We start from the raw sequence: 16,676 nt of genomic DNA, 5'->3' as shown, positions 1-16,676 counted from the left end.
ATGAAACCTAAAACAGTTATCTTTCTCACCGTAGCAGTATTAGCAGCAACGTCACCAATACTATTCCTAGAATTACCAATTTTTAGGAATAAAATACAAGTATTAGCACAAACTATAGAAGATAGAAAAGCAGAAGCAGATCGTTTACGTAACCGAGGAATTGAACAATTTAATAACAGTGAATATAGAGAAGCATTACAGTCTTGGGAAGAAGCATCAAAGATTTATCAAGAAATCGAAGATAAAGAAAGAGAAGCGAATTGTTATATATTGTCAGGTGCAACTTTTTATTTTTTAAACAACCATAAACAATCTATTTTCTACTATGAAAAATCTTTAGCTATTCAAATAGAAGTAAGAGAAAATAATGAGGAAGAAAACCTAATACAAACCCGCAAAGGTGAAAGTTTATCTTTGACGGGTTTATCCCTTGCTTATAATGCTTTGGGAGATTACGAAACAGCTATTTCTTATCAAGAAAAGTCCTTAACGATTGAAAGAGAAATCGGTAATCTTCAAGGGGAAGCTGACGCATTAAATAACTTAGCACTTAATTACTTTAGCCTTCGAGATTTTGAAAAAGCGATCGCCTACTATGAAGAAGCTTTAAAGATTGCAATAGAGATAAAAGATAGACAAGGGGAAGCAGACTCTTATGATAATTTGGGGAACACTTACTATCATTGGGGAAAGTCTGAAAAAGCAGTTTCTTACTATGAAACATCCTTAAAAATTGCCACAGAAATTGAAGACAAAGAAAGTCAAGTGGATGCTTATAAAGGTTTAGGAAATGCTTATAATGTTCTGGGAGACTATAAAACAGCGATTGCTTATTTTCAACAAGCTTTAAAAATTATCACTAATATTAGAGATAAAAACGATCAATCTGATATCTATAATGGTTTAGGAAATGCTTATTTTTCTCTAGGAGACTATCAAACAGCTATCTTCTACCATGAGAAGTCATTAGCTATTAGGAAAGAAGAAGGTAATTATAGTAATGAAGCAGAAACCTATAAAAATTTAGGAAATGTTTACTATACTTTAGGAGAGTATCAAACAGCAATCTCCTATTATGAGCAATCCTTGTCGATAGAAATAGCCATTAAAAATAGAGAAGGAGAAGCAAATGCTTATAATGGTTTAGGGAATGTTTATAAGGTTTTAGGGGACTACAAAAAAGCTATTTCTTATCAAGAGAAAGCCTTAGCGATCGCCACAGAGATCAAAGATAAACAAGTTGAAGCTGCTGCTTATAATAATTTAGGGAATATTTATAATTCTTTGGGAAACTATGAAACAGCGATTTCTTATCATGAGAAGTCTTTGACTATCTCAACTCAACTTGGAAATAGAAAAGGGGAAGCATCTTCTTATGGTAATTTAGGCAACGTATATGAAAATCTGGCCAACTATGAAACAGCAATTTCTTATCATGAGAAGTCTTTAGCTATCTCAACTCAAATTGGAGATAAACAAGTTGAAACTGCTTCTTATAATAATTTAGGGAATATTTATAATTCTTTAGGAGAATATGAAAAAGCGATTTCTTATTACCAGAAATCTTTAACTATCTCAAGTCAAATTGGAAATAGAGAAGGTGAAGCATCTTCTTATACTAATTTAGGTAACGTTTATGAGTTTCTAGCAGAATATAAAACAGCTATTTCTTATCATGAGAAATCTTTAGCAATCGCCACTCAAATCGGATATAAACAAGCAGAAGCATTTTCCTATAACAACTTAGGGAATATTTATCAGTCTCTAGGAAAATACGACAAAGCGATCGCCTGTTATCAGCAATCTTTAACTATCTCAACTGAAATTGGAGATAGAAAAAGTGAAGCATCTTCCTATAACAATTTAGGGAATATTTATCAGTCTCTAGGAGAATATAACAAAGCGATCGCCTATTTTCAACAATCTTTAGCCATTGAAAGAGAAATCAGTGATCCTCAAGGGGAAGCAGCCTCATTAAACAATTTAGGGACTGTTTATGAGAATTTAGCTAACTATGAAAAAGCGATCGCCTATCATCAACAATCTTTAACCATCAAACGGGAAATCGGAGATATCAAAGGGGAAGCAGCATCATTAAACAATTTAGGAACTGTTTATGAGAGTCTAGCTAACTATGAAACAGCTATTTCTTATCATCAGAAATCTTTACAAATTGCCAGAGAAATCGGAGATCCTAAAAGTAAAGCAGGATCATTAGGCAATTTAGGCAATGTTTACCACCATCTAGGAGACTACAAAAAAGCCATCTCCTACTACGAAAAACAATTAAGCATTGTCACTGCAATCGGTGATCGTCAAGGAGAAGTAGCATCCTTAAACAATTTAGGCAATGTTTATGAGAGTCTAGCTAACTATGAAACAGCCATTTCTTATCATGAGAAATCTTTACAGATCGCCACAGAAATCAGTGATCCCAAAAGTGAAGCTAATTCTTATAATAATTTAGGCAATGTTTACTATTATTTAGGAGATTATGAACAAGCGATCGCTTACCACGAAAAACCATTAAGCATTGCTAGAGAAATCGGCGATCGTCAAGGGGAAGCCCTCTCATTAGGCAATTTAGGCAATGATTATCATGCTTTTAAAGATCATGAAAAAGCAATTTCTTATCATCAGAAATCTTTAACCATTGCCACAGACATCGGCGATCGCAAAGGTGAAGCAGATTTATATAACAACTTGGGGAATCTTTATCTAACGGTTAAAAATTACGAAAAAGCTTTATCCTATTATAATCAATCTTTAGTGATCGCCAGAGAAATTGGTAATCCTGAAAGTGAAGCTAATTCTTATCATAATTTAGGTCTTTTTTATCAAACACTAGGAGAGTATAAAACAGCGATCTCCTACTATGAAAAATCCTTAGCTATGTTTGCAGAAATCGGCGATCGCGAAAATCAAGGAATCAGTTTAAGTAACATGGGTTTCTTACTAGAAAAACAAAACCAACCCGAAGCAGCGATTATCTTTTTTAAACAATCGGTTAATATTCGAGAAGGAATTAGAAAAGATATTCAAGGACTTTCCACCGAGTTACAACAATCTTATACTAATACAATTGCTAATACTTATCGTCGTTTAGCTGACTTATTATTATCTCAAGATCGCATTTTAGAAGCACAACAAGTCTTAGAATTATTGAAAATACAAGAGGTTCAAGAATTTACCCGAAATTCTAATCTTCGCAGTCATATGAGTGATGTTATTCTCTTACCCCAAGAAAAAATTATTATTGAGAAATACAATAGTTTAGTCGCTTTTTCTCAAAAGATTGAACAATGTGAAGAATCTGAATGTACCATTTTAGAAGACGAATTATATCAACTAACGGATGAATATAACCAAGCATTAGATCAATTAATCACAGCAATACGTCAAAGAAAATATTTAGATGATGGTGCTTTTGATCCCAGGAATTTTTATGATGAAGCAACTGAAGACATTATTAAAGCAAGCGATAACTATAATCAAAAACCAGGAACTATGGTTATTTATCCTCTAGTATTAGACGATAAACTTCGCTTATTAATCGCAGTTAAAGGACAAATTGTCAGTCATAAAGAAATTGCTAATGTAACCCGAACTGAATTAAATAATACAGTTTTAAAATTAAGAAACTTGTTAGATAATCCTAATTCAGATATTACACAATTACAAACAAAATCGAAACAATTATATAACTGGTTAATTAAACCACTCGAAACAGACTTAAACGCAGGAAATATTCAGCATTTAGTTTTCGCTTTGGATCGAGCAACTCGTTATATTCCCATGCAAGTATTATATGATGGAGATAACTATTTAATTGAAAAATATACCGTCACCAATATTATTAATGCAGAATCAACTGATACCCGCGATCGCTTACCCAATAACTCAGACGATATTAAAATATTAGCAGGAGGAGGCTCAAAATTACCTGGACATCATCCGTTACCTTATGTTGAACAAGAAATTGATCTGATTGTGAAAGAAGAAAACAACCCCAATGATCAAAAAGGAATTTATAACGGGATTTCTTTAATTAACGAAAACTTTTATTTTCAGAATCTAAAAGATAACTTAACACAAAAAAATATCTTACATATTGCTACTCATGGTATTTTTAAACCAGGATTTTTTAAGAAATCTTATTTAGTTTTACATCAAGATAGGTTAGATATTGATAAATTAATTAATTTAAAACGAAATTTAAAAGATATTCATTTAGCGGTTTTATCAGCTTGCGAAACTGCTTTAGGGGATCAATTAATTAATGATCCCAACCAAGAAGAAGGGATAGAAATTAACTCTTTAAGCTACTATTTTCTAAACGGAGGAGTTGAGTCAGTTATCGCTTCTTTATGGAAAGTTGATGATAAGAGTACCAGTCAATTAATGCAGCAATTTTATGCTAAATTATCCCAATCAAATCAAAGTTTAACAAAAGCAGAAGCGTTACAAACAGTACAGTTAGACTTTATCAATAGTTCAGAGTTAAAACATCCTCATTATTGGTCGCCATTTATCTTAATGGGAAACGGAATTTAATCTAATAATTTTATTTAGCTATTTTTCTGCTCCTGTTCCCATCTTAGCTAATCTGACTAAACAGTTTTTCCCAATTGATAACTGCTGGTCTATCTCCTGAATTAATGAGATCAATTGCTTTATTAATTGTGACATCATAATTTAAACATTCAACACAAACATTAGCGACATCAATTCGGCTCGTTTCCCCATTTAAAGTATCCCCAGTTCCTAAAATAACTGCTTTACTTCCATCAGTTTTTGCTCTCAATAAAGTATTAAGATCATAAGAAGTGTAAGGACCATCAATTAATCGTCCTGGTCGAATAATTGTATAAGGTAATCCCGAACTTTTAAGGGTATTTTCTGCATAAAGTTTGGCATCAAGGACACCAAAAGCATTAAGAATATTAAACGGTAATTTATCTTTTCTTAACACACCACAAGAAGAGACAAAAACAAATCGTTTGAGACTAGATGGAGCCGCTAAAATTAAGTTTTTTACGCCTTCCCCATCCACTGCTTGAGGGGTATTTTGAGGGTCAAATAAGTTGACAAAATCCCATCGTTGAGACGGAAAAGCGGTGGTTCCTGTACAACAGATAATATGAGTGACATCTTTTGTAGCTGTTGTCAGAGTATCAGGATAACGAATATCTCCGACCACAATATCAACTTGCTCATTAAACATCTGTTTAGCTTTGCTTTGATTTCTCGTCAAAACACGCACCGAAATATTTTTTTCTAATAATTTAGCCACCACTAATTGACCCACACCACCAGTAGCACCTGCCACTAAAATTAAATCTGAATTATTTAGCATTTATTTTTAATCCCTCTTTTTACTAATAATTTCAAGTTTGATATTTAATCTGAGTAATCTAGCAAATTAAGGGTATTCAAAATTTCAATTACCCCTCGCGCATCCTCCCTAGCATTTGAATTAACGGGTTGGTAAAGGTCTTTGAATAAACAGTTTTCAGCCATACCAAATACTGGTCGCATTTCATGATCAACAATCTGAAAGTTTTCATAAGTCAAATAGCGGGCCGAAAGAATCATTCCCTCAGCCGGTCCTCCCAAATTACAACTAACCATGCGCTGGGGGGGATCTTGAATGCCGCCTGAAAGACTGTCGTAACTAAAATTACGCCTTAATCTATCAAGTCGTCTATAAAGTTCATCAGGTGCGTCAACGGATTTTCCGTCTATTTTTAGGGAAAATTTATCATCAATAGAGGTGGAATTTGGATCAAGATCATTACCATAAAATTGAATTTCTCTGGTTGTGGTTGTATCAGATTTGTATTGGAGATTCAATAATAATATTTGTTCGGCCTTGACCACATTGGGAAACATGGCCAAACAAGAAACCAAGATCATGTTAATTAACGGTAAGTAGTTGAAATTTATCATCAGTCGTCCTATAATTATTATTTCACTTAAGATACTAATAGTTTATCATCTCTATATTCTTAGTCGTCACTTTTTTACAGGAAACTAATAATTTTAAACAAGTTTGTCCCATAAAAATAGGTTGATTTAGCTTTTTACTTAGTTCTTTAACCGTTATTGCTTGGGGATAGTCTTTCAGAATATTAAGTATTATTTCTTTAGTCATCAGTCCAGGTTGTGCTGTAATGATAACAAATGACAAGATCATCGATTAAGTTCTGTATTTTTAGTATTCTCAAATTCAAATATTATCATTTAATGTCTCCAATAATTTGAGAAAATTGGAGTCTATAACTGTAGAATAAGAAAAGAAGAATTTTTAAAGGAACATGAGTCAATCAAAGTCAACGAATAGGCTTGAAAATGTGGTTAATTCTGTCATGGGAGTTAAAACCCCATCACCCTCAAATGATTCAAATATCAATACTCAAGCATTTGATGGGAAAGCTTTCTTCATTTATTTAGGTGGGACTGTCTTACAAATTAGCTTAATGGTATTGGCTTTGTCTGGAATGGAATGGGTGGTTAGCCAACTGCTAGTAGAGAATAGTTTGAGTTGGTTGCCAACGGCGGTCGCTAGTGTATTTTTCGCCGTGCTAACCCTTCGTTCCCGGCTGTTTTCGCCTTTAGATAATACTCGTAGTAGTGGAAGATACCAGCAAGTCATTCGACCCAACTGGGCCCCTCCTCCACTAGCATTTCCGATTATTTGGATGACCATTGGAGTATTAAGAATAATCTCTTCTGTATTAGTGTGGCAAGCTGTTGGACAAAATTTTTTAGCCTTGCCATTAATTGCCTTTGTCATTCACTTAGCATTAGGAGACACTTGGAATACTATTTTCACAGTGGAAGGAAGATTAGGCGCAGCGGTTCCAGTGGTGATTATTGGCCCTTGGTTATCAGCCATTGTTGTCACCTTTATTTATTGGAAAATGACTATATTAGCTGGTTTATTACTTGCCCCTTCAGTTATTTGGATTACGGTTGCTTGCGCCCTCGTTTATAGTATTTGGCAGTTGAATGGTTGTGAGCCTTTATATCCGATGAAACAGGAAAGCAGAGGAGAACGTTAATCTTAATTAAAATTCTTAATCGTAATAATTAGAGTAGATATTATGTGTTTTTCTGCTACTGTTAGTTTCAGTGTGGCTGGGAGTTTATTAATATTAGGAATTGGTACTTTAAAACAAACCTCATCCAAAAGAGAAGTCTTATTAAGTTCATTTCCTTGTTTATTTGCTTTACAACAAAGTTTAGAAGGATTAGTATGGATTGGGATTAATAATAATTCATTAAACCAAGTAACTATGATAGGAACTTATGGATTTTTATTATTTGCTACGTTTTTGTGGTTAATATTAAGTCCTGTTTCTATTTATTTTCTTGAGAAAGATAATCATAAAAAACAAAAATTATTAATTTTAACCCTATTAGGATTATTATTAGGTAGTTATTTATTTACTTGGATAATGTATTATGGAATCCAACCTCAAATCTTTTCAGGTAATATTTTCTATGATTTAAGATTTATTCCTTTATTTGCAGTTTGTAAATATTTATATCTATCGATCATTACTCTTCCATTTTTGATAATAGAATTTACTCCCTTAAAATTATTTGGAAGTTTAATAATTATATCGTTTATTATGAGTCAACTCTTTTTTCAAGTCACTTTAGTATCAGTTTGGTGCTTTTTTGCCGCTTTGCTTAGTGGTTTTCTTTATTTAATCATGAATCAGTTATCCTTTGATGTAAAAGCCCAAAAAATAAGTTAATAGTCAACAATAAATCTAAAATTTAAGGTAAAATCAATAAGCCATGGTCAAATTAACTAATTTAGACTGCAAAAATGAGATAATTTCTTGCATTGCGTGATCAGTGGCGACGGGATCGAATCGATAGCCATCATCCCTCATAAAAGTATGATTAGCTTTATATTCTCTTATTTTATGTCTAATTTTAGCTTTTTCTAAAGCTTGCTTGATGATGACTCTTCCTTCTTCTGGAACATGAGGATCTAATGTGCCAAAAATTAAGAAGAGTTCCCCTTGAATTTCAGAAAGTCTTGTTAAAGTATCGGCTTTTTCTTTTCCTAATTTACCACTATGAATTCCTGTCGGATAGACACACACGGAGGCTTTAACCAGGGGATTTAAGGCTGCTCGACAGGCCAAATGTCCTCCAATACAAAATCCCATGACACCTATTGGTTGAGAAGCGACTCCCTCATGTTTACTTAAAAAGTCAATCACAGCATTAGCATCGGTATCAAACTCTGATGTGGCGGTTTTTCTGGCTGCTTCGTTCCCTTGTATCTTTCCGAGATCAGTTGGTTCAATCACTGTGCCGATAGGTAACTGACGATGATAGATTTCTGGAGCCGCCACCACAAAACCGTATCCTGCTAAATGATCAGCCAAACGAGTTATGGGAGAACCCAGTTGATAAATATCACTGTAAAATAAAATGCCTGGATATTTTCCAACTTTGTCTGGACTAACGAGGTAGATTCTCATAGCATTATCATCTACCAGGATACTCATATTTTGTCGTTTGACTTGCATATTGAAAGAGAGTGTTAATGATTACAAAGGTTTTCCGTGTATGTCTCCATGATAAATACTATTCAGCAGAAAGAGAGGCCAACATTTGATTTCCTCTTAATGAATGGTAGTATCGTCGGCACTGAGTAAGACAATATGTGGGTTGGTTAAACTCGTCTTGAGTGTAATGGTCTTGCCCTCAACTTCGTCGTCTTCGGTATTGTGCTATGATTTGTTTCTCCAAAGAGGGTCACTGACCGATTATATTCATCTGAAAACCGATAATTCAAGTTAAAATAGAAATAAAGAAGCCAGGATATAACTATCAATCATAAAAATCATTTTTTATAGAGGTTTCAGAGAAGAAATAACTTAATAATACTTCAAACATTTGTTTTAAATTTAAGGCACAAAAAAATGGAAAATAATAAATCTATCGGCAACTATTTAATTGAACGACTATTACAATTAGGCGTTAATCATGTCTTTGGAGTCCCAGGAGATTTTGTTTTAGGATTTAATAAACTCTTAGAAAAGAGTGAACTGGAATTTATTAATACTTGTGATGAACAAGGGGCAGGATTTGCAGCGGATGCTTATGCTCGTTTGAGGGGATTGGGCGTTGTCTGTGTTACCTATTGTGTGGGGGGGTTAAAAATTGCTAATACTACAGCCCAATGCTTTGCTGAAAAGTCCCCTGTGGTGGTTATTAGTGGTTCTCCTGGCGTTAATGAACGAACTAAAAATCCTTTACTACACCATAAAGTCAAAGAATTTGATACTCAATATAAAGTCTTTCAAGAAATAACTGTAGCCTCTACGGTTTTGGATAATCCTGATACAGCTTACTCTGAAATTGAACGGGTTTTAACCGCCGCCTTACGCTACAAAAGACCGGTTTACATTGAAATTCCTAGAGATATGGTTAATGTTACTCTGGGTACTGATAATCGACCTTCTACAAACAACGCTTCATCTAATCCTGATGCACTACAAGAAGCGTTAGAAGAAGCCGTTAACCTGATTAATCAAGCTCATCATCCTGTCATTTTAGCTGGGGTAGAAATTCATCGTTTTAAGTTACAAGAGTCCCTAGTTAAATTAGTTGAAAAGACGAATCTTCCTGTAGCCGAAACTTTACTAGGAAAATCAGTCATCAACGAAATGCACCCTAACAATTTAGGAATTTATGAAGGGGCAATGGGAAAAGAATTTACCCGAAAATATGTAGAAGAAAGTGATTGTGTTATTGCCTTGGGAACTTTTCTGTCTGATGTCAACTTAGGAATATTTACAGCTAAATTGAATCCTCAATCATTCATTGATGTTAACAGTGAAAAAACCTCAATCCATTTTCATAATTATGAAGATATCTCTTTAGTTGATTTCCTCAATGGGTTATTAAACGCTGACCTCAAGCATCGCCAAGTTGACTTACCTTCTCGTTTGCCACTTTCCACAGACTTCTCAGTTAAACCTGGAGAAAAAATAACGGTTCAAAGATTATTTGAACAACTCAATCTTTTTATCAGTAATGATATGATTGTCATTGCCGATGTGGGTGATGCCTTATTTGCTGGAGCCGATTTAGTTGTCCATCAAAAAAGTCGTTTTCTTTCTCCTGCTTATTATGCCTCTTTAGGATTTGCTGTTCCTGCTAGTATTGGCGCGCAAATGGCTAACCCCAATATTCGTCCTTTAGTTCTCGTGGGGGATGGGGCTTTTCAAATGACTGGGATGGAATTATCCACCATTGTTCGTTATGGTTTAAATCCGATTATTATTGTTCTCAATAATTTAGGCTATGGAACTGAAAGACCGATGCAAGACGGAAAATTTAATGACATATTATTGTGGAATTATAGTCAGCTTCCTACTATTTTCAATAAGGGGAAAGGCTTTGATATTAGAACCGAAGATGAGTTAGAATTGGCGTTAGAAAAAAGTCAAACCTATACAGAGGGCTTTTGCCTATTAGATGTTCATTTAGACCCATCAGATACTTCTTTAGCTTTAAAACGATTAACTAAAGCTTTAAGAGAAAAAGTTTAAGTCACCACCTAAACCTTTGAGCTAAAATATCAGAAAAAGTAGGGAATAATTAAATTAACCCCACAAATTACCCGCAGCAGCATCTCTCATACAACATTCTTTATCTCACTGGGGTATCCCAATGAACCGAAAAAAATCCCCTTTATCCCCTCATCTGGTTAGTTTTAATGACCCAGAAGGAACTCTAAAAGTAGTGAAACAAGCGGTTTTAGAGTTGTGGGAGGTCATTAATGCTTTAACCAGTTTACGCCCTCCTAAACGAGAGCGGTTCCGTGTTACTATTTTTGGCAGTGCGAGAATTCAGTCAGATTCTGCCATTTATCAAGATGTGAAATGGTTAGCCACTCAACTAACCCAAATGCAATGTGATATTGTCACAGGAGGCGGACCTGGCTTAATGACAGCAGCGAATGAGGGTAGTGTGGCCGCCGATCCCCAAGATATAACTCGTTCTATTGGCATCCGTATTGACCTCGAAGCGGAACAAGAAACCAACCCTTTTGTCGAAGAAGTATTTCGTCATCGCACCTTCTTTTCTCGACTGCATCAATTTGTCTTAATTTCTAATGCTTTTATTATTATGCCAGGGGGCATTGGGACAACCTTAGAAGCTTTGATGGTCTGGCAATTATTACAAGTGCGTCATCTCGATCCCATCCCTTTGATTATGGTTGGCCCTATGTGGCGAGACTTAGTTAACTGGGCCAATCAATATATGATTCAAGGGAAAACACCACTGGCTGACCCTAGTGATCTCAATATTCCCCACTGTGTTGATACAGTCATTGAAGCCATAGAAATTATTGAAAAAACAAAACAACAATGGTTAACTCAATGAAATTAACACAATTGTCAGAAACCACCCTTTCTAACATTAAAACCGTCCGTTGGGATCGGATCATTGAAAAGCATGAAGGCCCCGAAGATTGGGAATGGACATTGAGGGGCGTTGGGTATTACTCCCAATAGAAAATTTAAGCCATGCTAATATCACCATTCTACGGACGATTTGGAGCGAAAATGGTAATTCAGTAACGCTCTTTCTCAAAGATACCACTTACGACGATGATCCTTTCTTCTCTGGTTTTTTGGCTGTCTGTGATCGCTTGGTTGGAGAAGACTTTTATCTGGCGGTTGTTTACCATGAATGGTTCATTATTGATAACAGATTAACAACACATTGAAATGACTAACCCAAAGGAACATCAGTAATAGGAATGTCCAAGAACGTTCCCTCTCCTGTGGGGGGATAAATGCGAATGTGAGCCGTCTTAAGCCATTTGTATAATACCGTAGCTAAGGGCATTAATTGTTTTAAAATCAACCAATTTGTAACTTGATCGTTACAAGTGATAACTAAAGTCGGCTCTTCAAAAAAGCTGGATAAATACCACCCACAACGAGAAAGAATTTTTTGCGTTGACGGTTCACAGTCTTGATAAAAATATTGACTGGCTACATCATCAAGTTCTCGTCCCAAGTCCCAATCTAGAGAGACAGGAGGACGAGAGTCATTTAAAGGAAAAGATTGATTTTTACTCATGTTTTTATCCTTCTTTCTTATCACCCTACTTCTTATTTTATCTAATTTAAAAAGAAGAGAAACTAAAGTTAACCATACTTCACCAGAAGAAATAGCTCTCTTCTAGGAAAAGAGTCATAATAAAAGTAGGGATGTGAGTAGGGGGAAAATAGCTATGAATACCCTATTAACCAATAAAACCTCTCCTCTCGATTTAGATTTTCTAAAACAAGCAAAAGTCATTATTCGTAAAGCAACCCTTGATGATCTTCAACCAATTTATCAACTTTATTTAAGTAGTCGGACATAAATATAATCAACTGTAGAGAAGAAATATAAACAAGCTGTCACCCCTTCTCCCTGCTCCTTTTGCTCCCTGCTCCCCTGCTCACTTGACAGTCACGTTTATTTTTGTCCAGGTACTTATTACCTCATCAAAGTAATACTAAAGCCATTCGCTTCTATAAAAGACACGGATTTGTCATTGAAAGTTTAGCGCACCAAAAAATTAGAAATCGAAGAAGCAATTTTGAAGATGAAGTAACAATGGTTTGGTTTAATCCTAATTTTATTGAATTCCAACACTTTCTAAAGCAAAATGAACATTTTTTCTAACCGAATCCGCAGAAATGTGTAACGCTTCTCGCTCATTGTCGCTCAATTTCACTTCTAATATTTTTTTAACGCCACGACAACCTAAAAAGGAAGGAACCCCGATATAAATATCATTTAATCCATATTCCCCTTGTAAATAAGCTGCCGTTGGCAACAAACGAGATTGATCCCGTAAAATGCTTTCAATCATAACAGAAGCAGCCGAAGCCGGGGCATAATAAGCCCCTCCTGTTTTCAATAATTTAACCACTTCGGCTCCCCCGTTACGGGTTCTTTCTATTAACCTATTAATGGTAGGAGAATCTAATAACTGAGTAAGAGGAATGCCGTTAACTGTACAATAATTGGGTAAAGGCACCATTAAATCCCCATGTCCCCCTAATACCATGGCCGTCACATTGGCCGTAGAAATGCCCAATTCCATGGCGATAAAGGTTTGCAGACGGGAAGAGTCCAACACCCCGGCCATACCCATCACTCGCTGAGGGGGTAACCCGGTTACTTTGCGGGTTAAATAGGTCATCACATCGAGGGGGTTGGTAATGACCATGAAAATGGCGTTAGGAGAGTATTTATAGGCTTTTTCAGCCACGTCAGCCACAATTTTAGCATTAATTGCCAAAAGGTCATCTCGGCTGATACCAGGGGTTCTGGCGCGGCCTGCGGTGATGACCACTAAATCGGCTCCGGCTGTCTCTTCGTAGTTATTCGTCCCCACCACCTCACAGTTATGGTATTCCAATCCTTGAGCTTCCATTAAATCCAGGGCGATGCCTTGGGGAAGTCCTTCCACCACATCTAAGAGGACCACATCGGCTAAGTCTTTTTCAACAATGCGCTGGGCCAGGGTTCGTCCCACATTCCCTGCGCCTATAATGGCCACAGTTTGAGATTGACAGGGGAGAAGGGAGTCGTAAGAGACAGTCATAATCTTTAAACTTTATTAAACGGCTTCTAGTTGGTCGAGGCGTAACCAAACACTGGGAGTGGGAACATAAAATCGAATGAGAGCATATTCGTCGTTCATCTCCAGGATTTCCCCTTTGCTTTCAAACAAATAGGCGGGAAAACGGGTATCGCTGGCTTTAGCTTCTAAACTGTTTTCGAGCTTTTCTTTAACGACCCGCACTAATGCACCTTTTTTAATTTTACCTGCCATAATGGTTCCTTTTTTTAGAGTTTCCTTCTCATCGTAGCAAAGCACAATCAATCAGTAACCAATAACGGTTCAATCGGAGGATTCTTGAAAGAGTACCTTAACAATAGTCCCTTTCCCCACTTGAGAGACAATATCGATTTTTCCCCCACATTGTTCGATTAAGTGATGGGCGATGGTTAATCCCAGTCCCACGCCTTCAAGATCACGATTGAGGGTATTTCGTCCTCGATAAAAACTATCGAATAGTTTGGGTAAATCGTTGTTTTCGATACCCATTCCTGTATCAGCGACGGATATCTCTACCCCTTCGGACTTTAAGGCTGCTTGTACCGTAATGCGTCCTCCTGATGGGGTAAATTTGAGGCTATTGTGAATAATGTTTTGTAGAATGCGTCGTAACCACACATTGGGACAGGCCACCGGGGGAAACCCAGGGGGAATGGTATAACCCAAGATGATTCCTTTTTCTTCGGCGATCGCTTGATAGGTACTGACGATTCCTGGAACCACTTCTTCGAGGTGAACCGTGGGTTGTGCGTCTTCTAAACTTTGATTGAGTTGAAGTAATTCTTGTAATCCTAGCAATAGGTTATTTTGGCGATCGCATTCTTTTTTCAATAGGTCGATATACCGTTGTCGAATATCCCGTTTATGTTGTTTGGATTCTAGCAACCGTAAGGCGGTTTTCATGTTGGTTAACGGGGTACTCAGTTCGGTGGTGAGGGGTTTGAGAAACTCCTCTCCTAAGCTCAAATTCTTTTGGGCAAGGGTGTGACTGGTTTCGGGTAACATTTGCGCTCCCACACCTGCACTGGGACGCAACACTTGGAACCATAATTTGGTTAACAGGGTAGCATCGACGGTGGTGGGTAAGGGAAAGGCTAAAACGGAGTCTCCTAACACTTCCACTGGGGTGGTGTCGGTAATGGTAATCAGATGTTTAATCCCTGATAAGACCTTTTGGATAGTGGTCGGGTTAAAACTATAAACCACTTTGAGGACCGTGGGTTCTAGAAGTCCTGACGGGGGGTCTTCTTCGGCTGGAATTTGTTCTTGTGCCAAAATGAGAGTACACAGTTGAGGGGACAAGATGACACAAAAATGCTCCCGTTTTAGCTGAGTGTTCGTTTCTAGTACGATAGGGGTGAAGTTATCCTGGGAACCATAAGCGGGATGGAAACCCTGACGAGAGGGTGCAGTCCCACTACTGCGACTAATGGTACAACGATAGATTTGTTGAGAAAGTCCTTCTTGATAATATTGGTCTAGGTTTGTCCACCAACGGGAATTAGGGGGTAATTTTGCCCACACTGTGGCCTGTATTTCTTCGTCAATTAAAAATTGGATCGCATTATCAACCCATTCCCGAAAGGTACTAGCCGGCACAATTAAGGGTGATAAATGAGGGTCAGTGCTTTGGGTTAGTTGATATAGCGATAGTTCTGATGTGGTGCTAGTAGGATTCATCCTTTTATAATCGCTCTTTTCTTATGTTTTAATATTCTCTCACCATTCTGGATCTCTTGAGTTATTTCCCTGAGTTTTGTTAACAATTTTTATAATTTCTCCTTTTTGACCCCTTTGATCTTTTAAATTTGATTAGTGATTGCTTTATTCTCCATCATTCTTACTGATTTCCTTGGAAAATTTTAATGAATTCTTTTCATTATCTCATTCTTATTTTTGCTTATTTGGGAGGCTTATTATTAACCGGAATCTGGGGGTTTCCGAATCCTCATCCTTCTTGGCAACAATGGTCTATGGTCATTTTATTAATTACCATTATTCCTATTGGTCTCTTTATTCTATTAAATCGTCGTTGGCGACGCTGTCCCCCTTTAAAATTTTGGGGGGTTGTTTCTTTGGTTGCCTTATTAGGGGTTATTTATTTTCAATGGCGTATTCCTTCTCCTGCTGCAACGGATATCAGTTACTTGATTCAAGATAATTTTAAACCTCAAAAAGTCCAATTGCTCGGAACGCTTTTATCGGAACCGAGATTAACAAACAATGACCGTAAAAAGTTTTGGTTGCAAGCACAAAAGGTTAATGTTAATCTCCGTGATGATCAATTTCAAACGGTAACAGGTAAGGTGTATATTACCCCTACCTATCCAAGAGCTTAACCTTATTTATCCTGGTCAAATTTTGATTATAGAAGGGAATCTCTATCAACCGCGATCGCCGAAAAATCCTGGAGCGTTTGACTTTAAAAAATACTTGGCTAAACAAGGGGCATTCTCTGGATTAAAAGGAGACAAAATTATCTTTAGAGATCATAAAAAACCTTGGGGATGGACTCACTTACGAACTCGTATTATTAACGGCTTTACTGATGCTTTAGGAGAGCAAAATGGGTTAGTCATTAGTTCGATGATTCTCGGAAGAAGGGCGGTTGATTTACCCTCCAGACATTCGGGATTTATTTGTTAATATGGGACTGTCCCATGTCTTGGCTGCATCGGGGTTTCATGTGGCTTTATTATTGGGAATTATTTTTTGGATAACTCGCTCTCTTTCTCCTAAGAAAAAGTTGATAATTGGTATTATTATTTTAATTTTGTATGTTGGTTTAACGGGAATTCAACCATCAATTTTGAGAGCCAGCTTAATGGGAACTGCTATTTTAATTAGTCAAGTCCTAGAGAGAAAAACGAATGCCCTAGGCACTCTATTATTATCGGCATTTTTATTATTACTATTTAATCCTTTATGGATTTGGGACTTAGGATTTCAGTTAAGTTTTTTGGCAACCTTGCGTTATTAGTTACCAGTCCTTACATTGAAAATAAGT

General features: G+C 36.5%; 17 protein-coding genes and 1 pseudogene. 10 read left to right on the top strand and 8 right to left on the bottom strand.

Annotated features, from left to right (window positions below; translation table 11 throughout):
• Window positions 1-4,554, top strand: a complete 4,554-nt coding sequence (locus tag C4E06_RS23155; protein ID WP_107670733.1) for a tetratricopeptide repeat protein — start codon at window positions 1-3, stop codon at window positions 4,552-4,554.
• Window positions 4,555-4,597: 43 nt separating this feature from the next.
• Here C4E06_RS23155 and C4E06_RS23150 read toward each other — a convergent pair whose 3' ends face one another.
• The 3 genes from C4E06_RS23150 to C4E06_RS28405 are packed head-to-tail and all read right to left on the bottom strand — an operon-like array spanning window position 4,598 to window position 6,190.
• Window positions 4,598-5,356, bottom strand: coding sequence for an SDR family oxidoreductase (locus tag C4E06_RS23150; RefSeq protein WP_107670732.1), 759 nt, complete (start codon window positions 5,354-5,356; stop codon window positions 4,598-4,600).
• A gap of 44 nt (window positions 5,357-5,400) precedes the next feature.
• A complete protein-coding gene (locus C4E06_RS23145; protein WP_107670731.1) occupies window positions 5,401-5,949 on the bottom strand; it encodes a hypothetical protein in 549 nt (182 codons plus the stop codon).
• Window positions 5,950-5,983: 34 nt separating this feature from the next.
• Window positions 5,984-6,190, bottom strand: a complete 207-nt coding sequence (locus C4E06_RS28405) for a hypothetical protein (protein WP_107670780.1) — start codon at window positions 6,188-6,190, stop codon at window positions 5,984-5,986.
• A 127-nt stretch (window positions 6,191-6,317) separates the two neighbouring features.
• On the opposite strand from C4E06_RS28405, the gene C4E06_RS23135 reads away from it, so the two are divergent.
• Both C4E06_RS23135 and C4E06_RS23130 read left to right on the top strand, forming a co-directional pair.
• The gene (locus tag C4E06_RS23135) at window positions 6,318-7,064 is read left to right on the top strand and encodes a TspO/MBR family protein (protein ID WP_107670730.1); all 747 of its coding nucleotides are present in this window, start codon (window positions 6,318-6,320) and stop codon (window positions 7,062-7,064) included.
• Between the two features lie 42 nt (window positions 7,065-7,106).
• A complete protein-coding gene (locus tag C4E06_RS23130; protein ID WP_107670729.1) occupies window positions 7,107-7,766 on the top strand; it encodes a DUF6629 family protein in 660 nt (219 codons plus the stop codon).
• A gap of 33 nt (window positions 7,767-7,799) precedes the next feature.
• Here the strand turns inward: C4E06_RS23130 and C4E06_RS23125 are convergent, their stop codons facing one another.
• On the bottom strand, window positions 7,800-8,555 hold the full coding sequence (locus C4E06_RS23125) for a dienelactone hydrolase family protein (protein ID WP_107670728.1): 756 nt from the start codon (window positions 8,553-8,555) through the stop codon (window positions 7,800-7,802).
• A 396-nt stretch (window positions 8,556-8,951) separates the two neighbouring features.
• Here C4E06_RS23125 and C4E06_RS23120 point away from each other — a divergent pair, with 396 nt between their 5' ends.
• The 3 genes and pseudogenes from C4E06_RS23120 (at window position 8,952) to C4E06_RS29045 (ending at window position 11,770) form a co-directional block, all read left to right on the top strand.
• Window positions 8,952-10,586 (top strand): alpha-keto acid decarboxylase family protein, encoded by a 1,635-nt coding sequence (locus C4E06_RS23120; protein ID WP_107670727.1) that lies wholly within the window; start codon window positions 8,952-8,954, stop codon window positions 10,584-10,586.
• A gap of 121 nt (window positions 10,587-10,707) precedes the next feature.
• The gene (locus C4E06_RS23115) at window positions 10,708-11,424 is read left to right on the top strand and encodes an LOG family protein (protein WP_107670726.1); all 717 of its coding nucleotides are present in this window, start codon (window positions 10,708-10,710) and stop codon (window positions 11,422-11,424) included.
• Window positions 11,421-11,770: pseudogene (locus tag C4E06_RS29045) on the top strand (hypothetical protein). Before C4E06_RS23115 ends, C4E06_RS29045 begins: the two are co-directional and overlap by 4 nt.
• Window positions 11,771-11,775: 5 nt before the next feature.
• On the opposite strand, the gene C4E06_RS23105 reads toward C4E06_RS29045, so the two are convergent.
• Window positions 11,776-12,129, bottom strand: a complete 354-nt coding sequence (locus tag C4E06_RS23105; protein WP_107670725.1) for a hypothetical protein — start codon at window positions 12,127-12,129, stop codon at window positions 11,776-11,778.
• Between the two features lie 154 nt (window positions 12,130-12,283).
• On the opposite strand from C4E06_RS23105, the gene C4E06_RS29340 reads away from it, so the two are divergent.
• Window positions 12,284-12,418, top strand: a complete 135-nt coding sequence (locus C4E06_RS29340; protein WP_255412190.1) for a hypothetical protein — start codon at window positions 12,284-12,286, stop codon at window positions 12,416-12,418.
• A gap of 258 nt (window positions 12,419-12,676) precedes the next feature.
• Here C4E06_RS29340 and mdh read toward each other — a convergent pair whose 3' ends face one another.
• From mdh to C4E06_RS23080, 3 genes are all read right to left on the bottom strand, one after another.
• Window positions 12,677-13,651: a malate dehydrogenase gene (mdh, locus tag C4E06_RS23090; protein WP_107670724.1), complete on the bottom strand. Its 975-nt coding sequence runs from the start codon at window positions 13,649-13,651 to the stop codon at window positions 12,677-12,679.
• Window positions 13,652-13,666: 15 nt separating this feature from the next.
• Window positions 13,667-13,882: an NAD(P)H-quinone oxidoreductase subunit O gene (locus C4E06_RS23085; RefSeq protein WP_107670723.1), complete on the bottom strand. Its 216-nt coding sequence runs from the start codon at window positions 13,880-13,882 to the stop codon at window positions 13,667-13,669.
• A 69-nt stretch (window positions 13,883-13,951) separates the two neighbouring features.
• Window positions 13,952-15,349 (bottom strand): DICT sensory domain-containing protein, encoded by a 1,398-nt coding sequence (locus tag C4E06_RS23080; RefSeq protein WP_107670722.1) that lies wholly within the window; start codon window positions 15,347-15,349, stop codon window positions 13,952-13,954.
• A 185-nt stretch (window positions 15,350-15,534) separates the two neighbouring features.
• On the opposite strand from C4E06_RS23080, the gene C4E06_RS29335 reads away from it, so the two are divergent.
• From C4E06_RS29335 to C4E06_RS28390, 3 genes are read left to right on the top strand one after another with little or no spacing between them, the layout of a single operon-like run.
• Window positions 15,535-16,008 (top strand): DUF4131 domain-containing protein, encoded by a 474-nt coding sequence (locus tag C4E06_RS29335; protein ID WP_198648976.1) that lies wholly within the window; start codon window positions 15,535-15,537, stop codon window positions 16,006-16,008.
• 22 nt (window positions 16,009-16,030) lie between these two features.
• Window positions 16,031-16,315, top strand: a complete 285-nt coding sequence (locus C4E06_RS29330; RefSeq protein WP_198648975.1) for a DUF4131 domain-containing protein — start codon at window positions 16,031-16,033, stop codon at window positions 16,313-16,315.
• A complete protein-coding gene (locus C4E06_RS28390) occupies window positions 16,278-16,649 on the top strand; it encodes a ComEC/Rec2 family competence protein (RefSeq protein ID WP_198648974.1) in 372 nt (123 codons plus the stop codon). Before C4E06_RS29330 ends, C4E06_RS28390 begins: the two co-directional genes overlap by 38 nt.
• The last annotated feature ends 27 nt before the right edge of the window (window positions 16,650-16,676 follow it).

Origin of the sequence: Cyanothece sp. BG0011 (assembly GCF_003013815.1) — a bacterium.
Taxonomy (GTDB): Bacteria; Cyanobacteriota; Cyanobacteriia; order Cyanobacteriales; family Microcystaceae; genus Crocosphaera.
The sequence above is the reverse complement of the archived record's forward strand: the minus strand, read 5'-3'. Positions and strand labels throughout refer to the sequence as shown.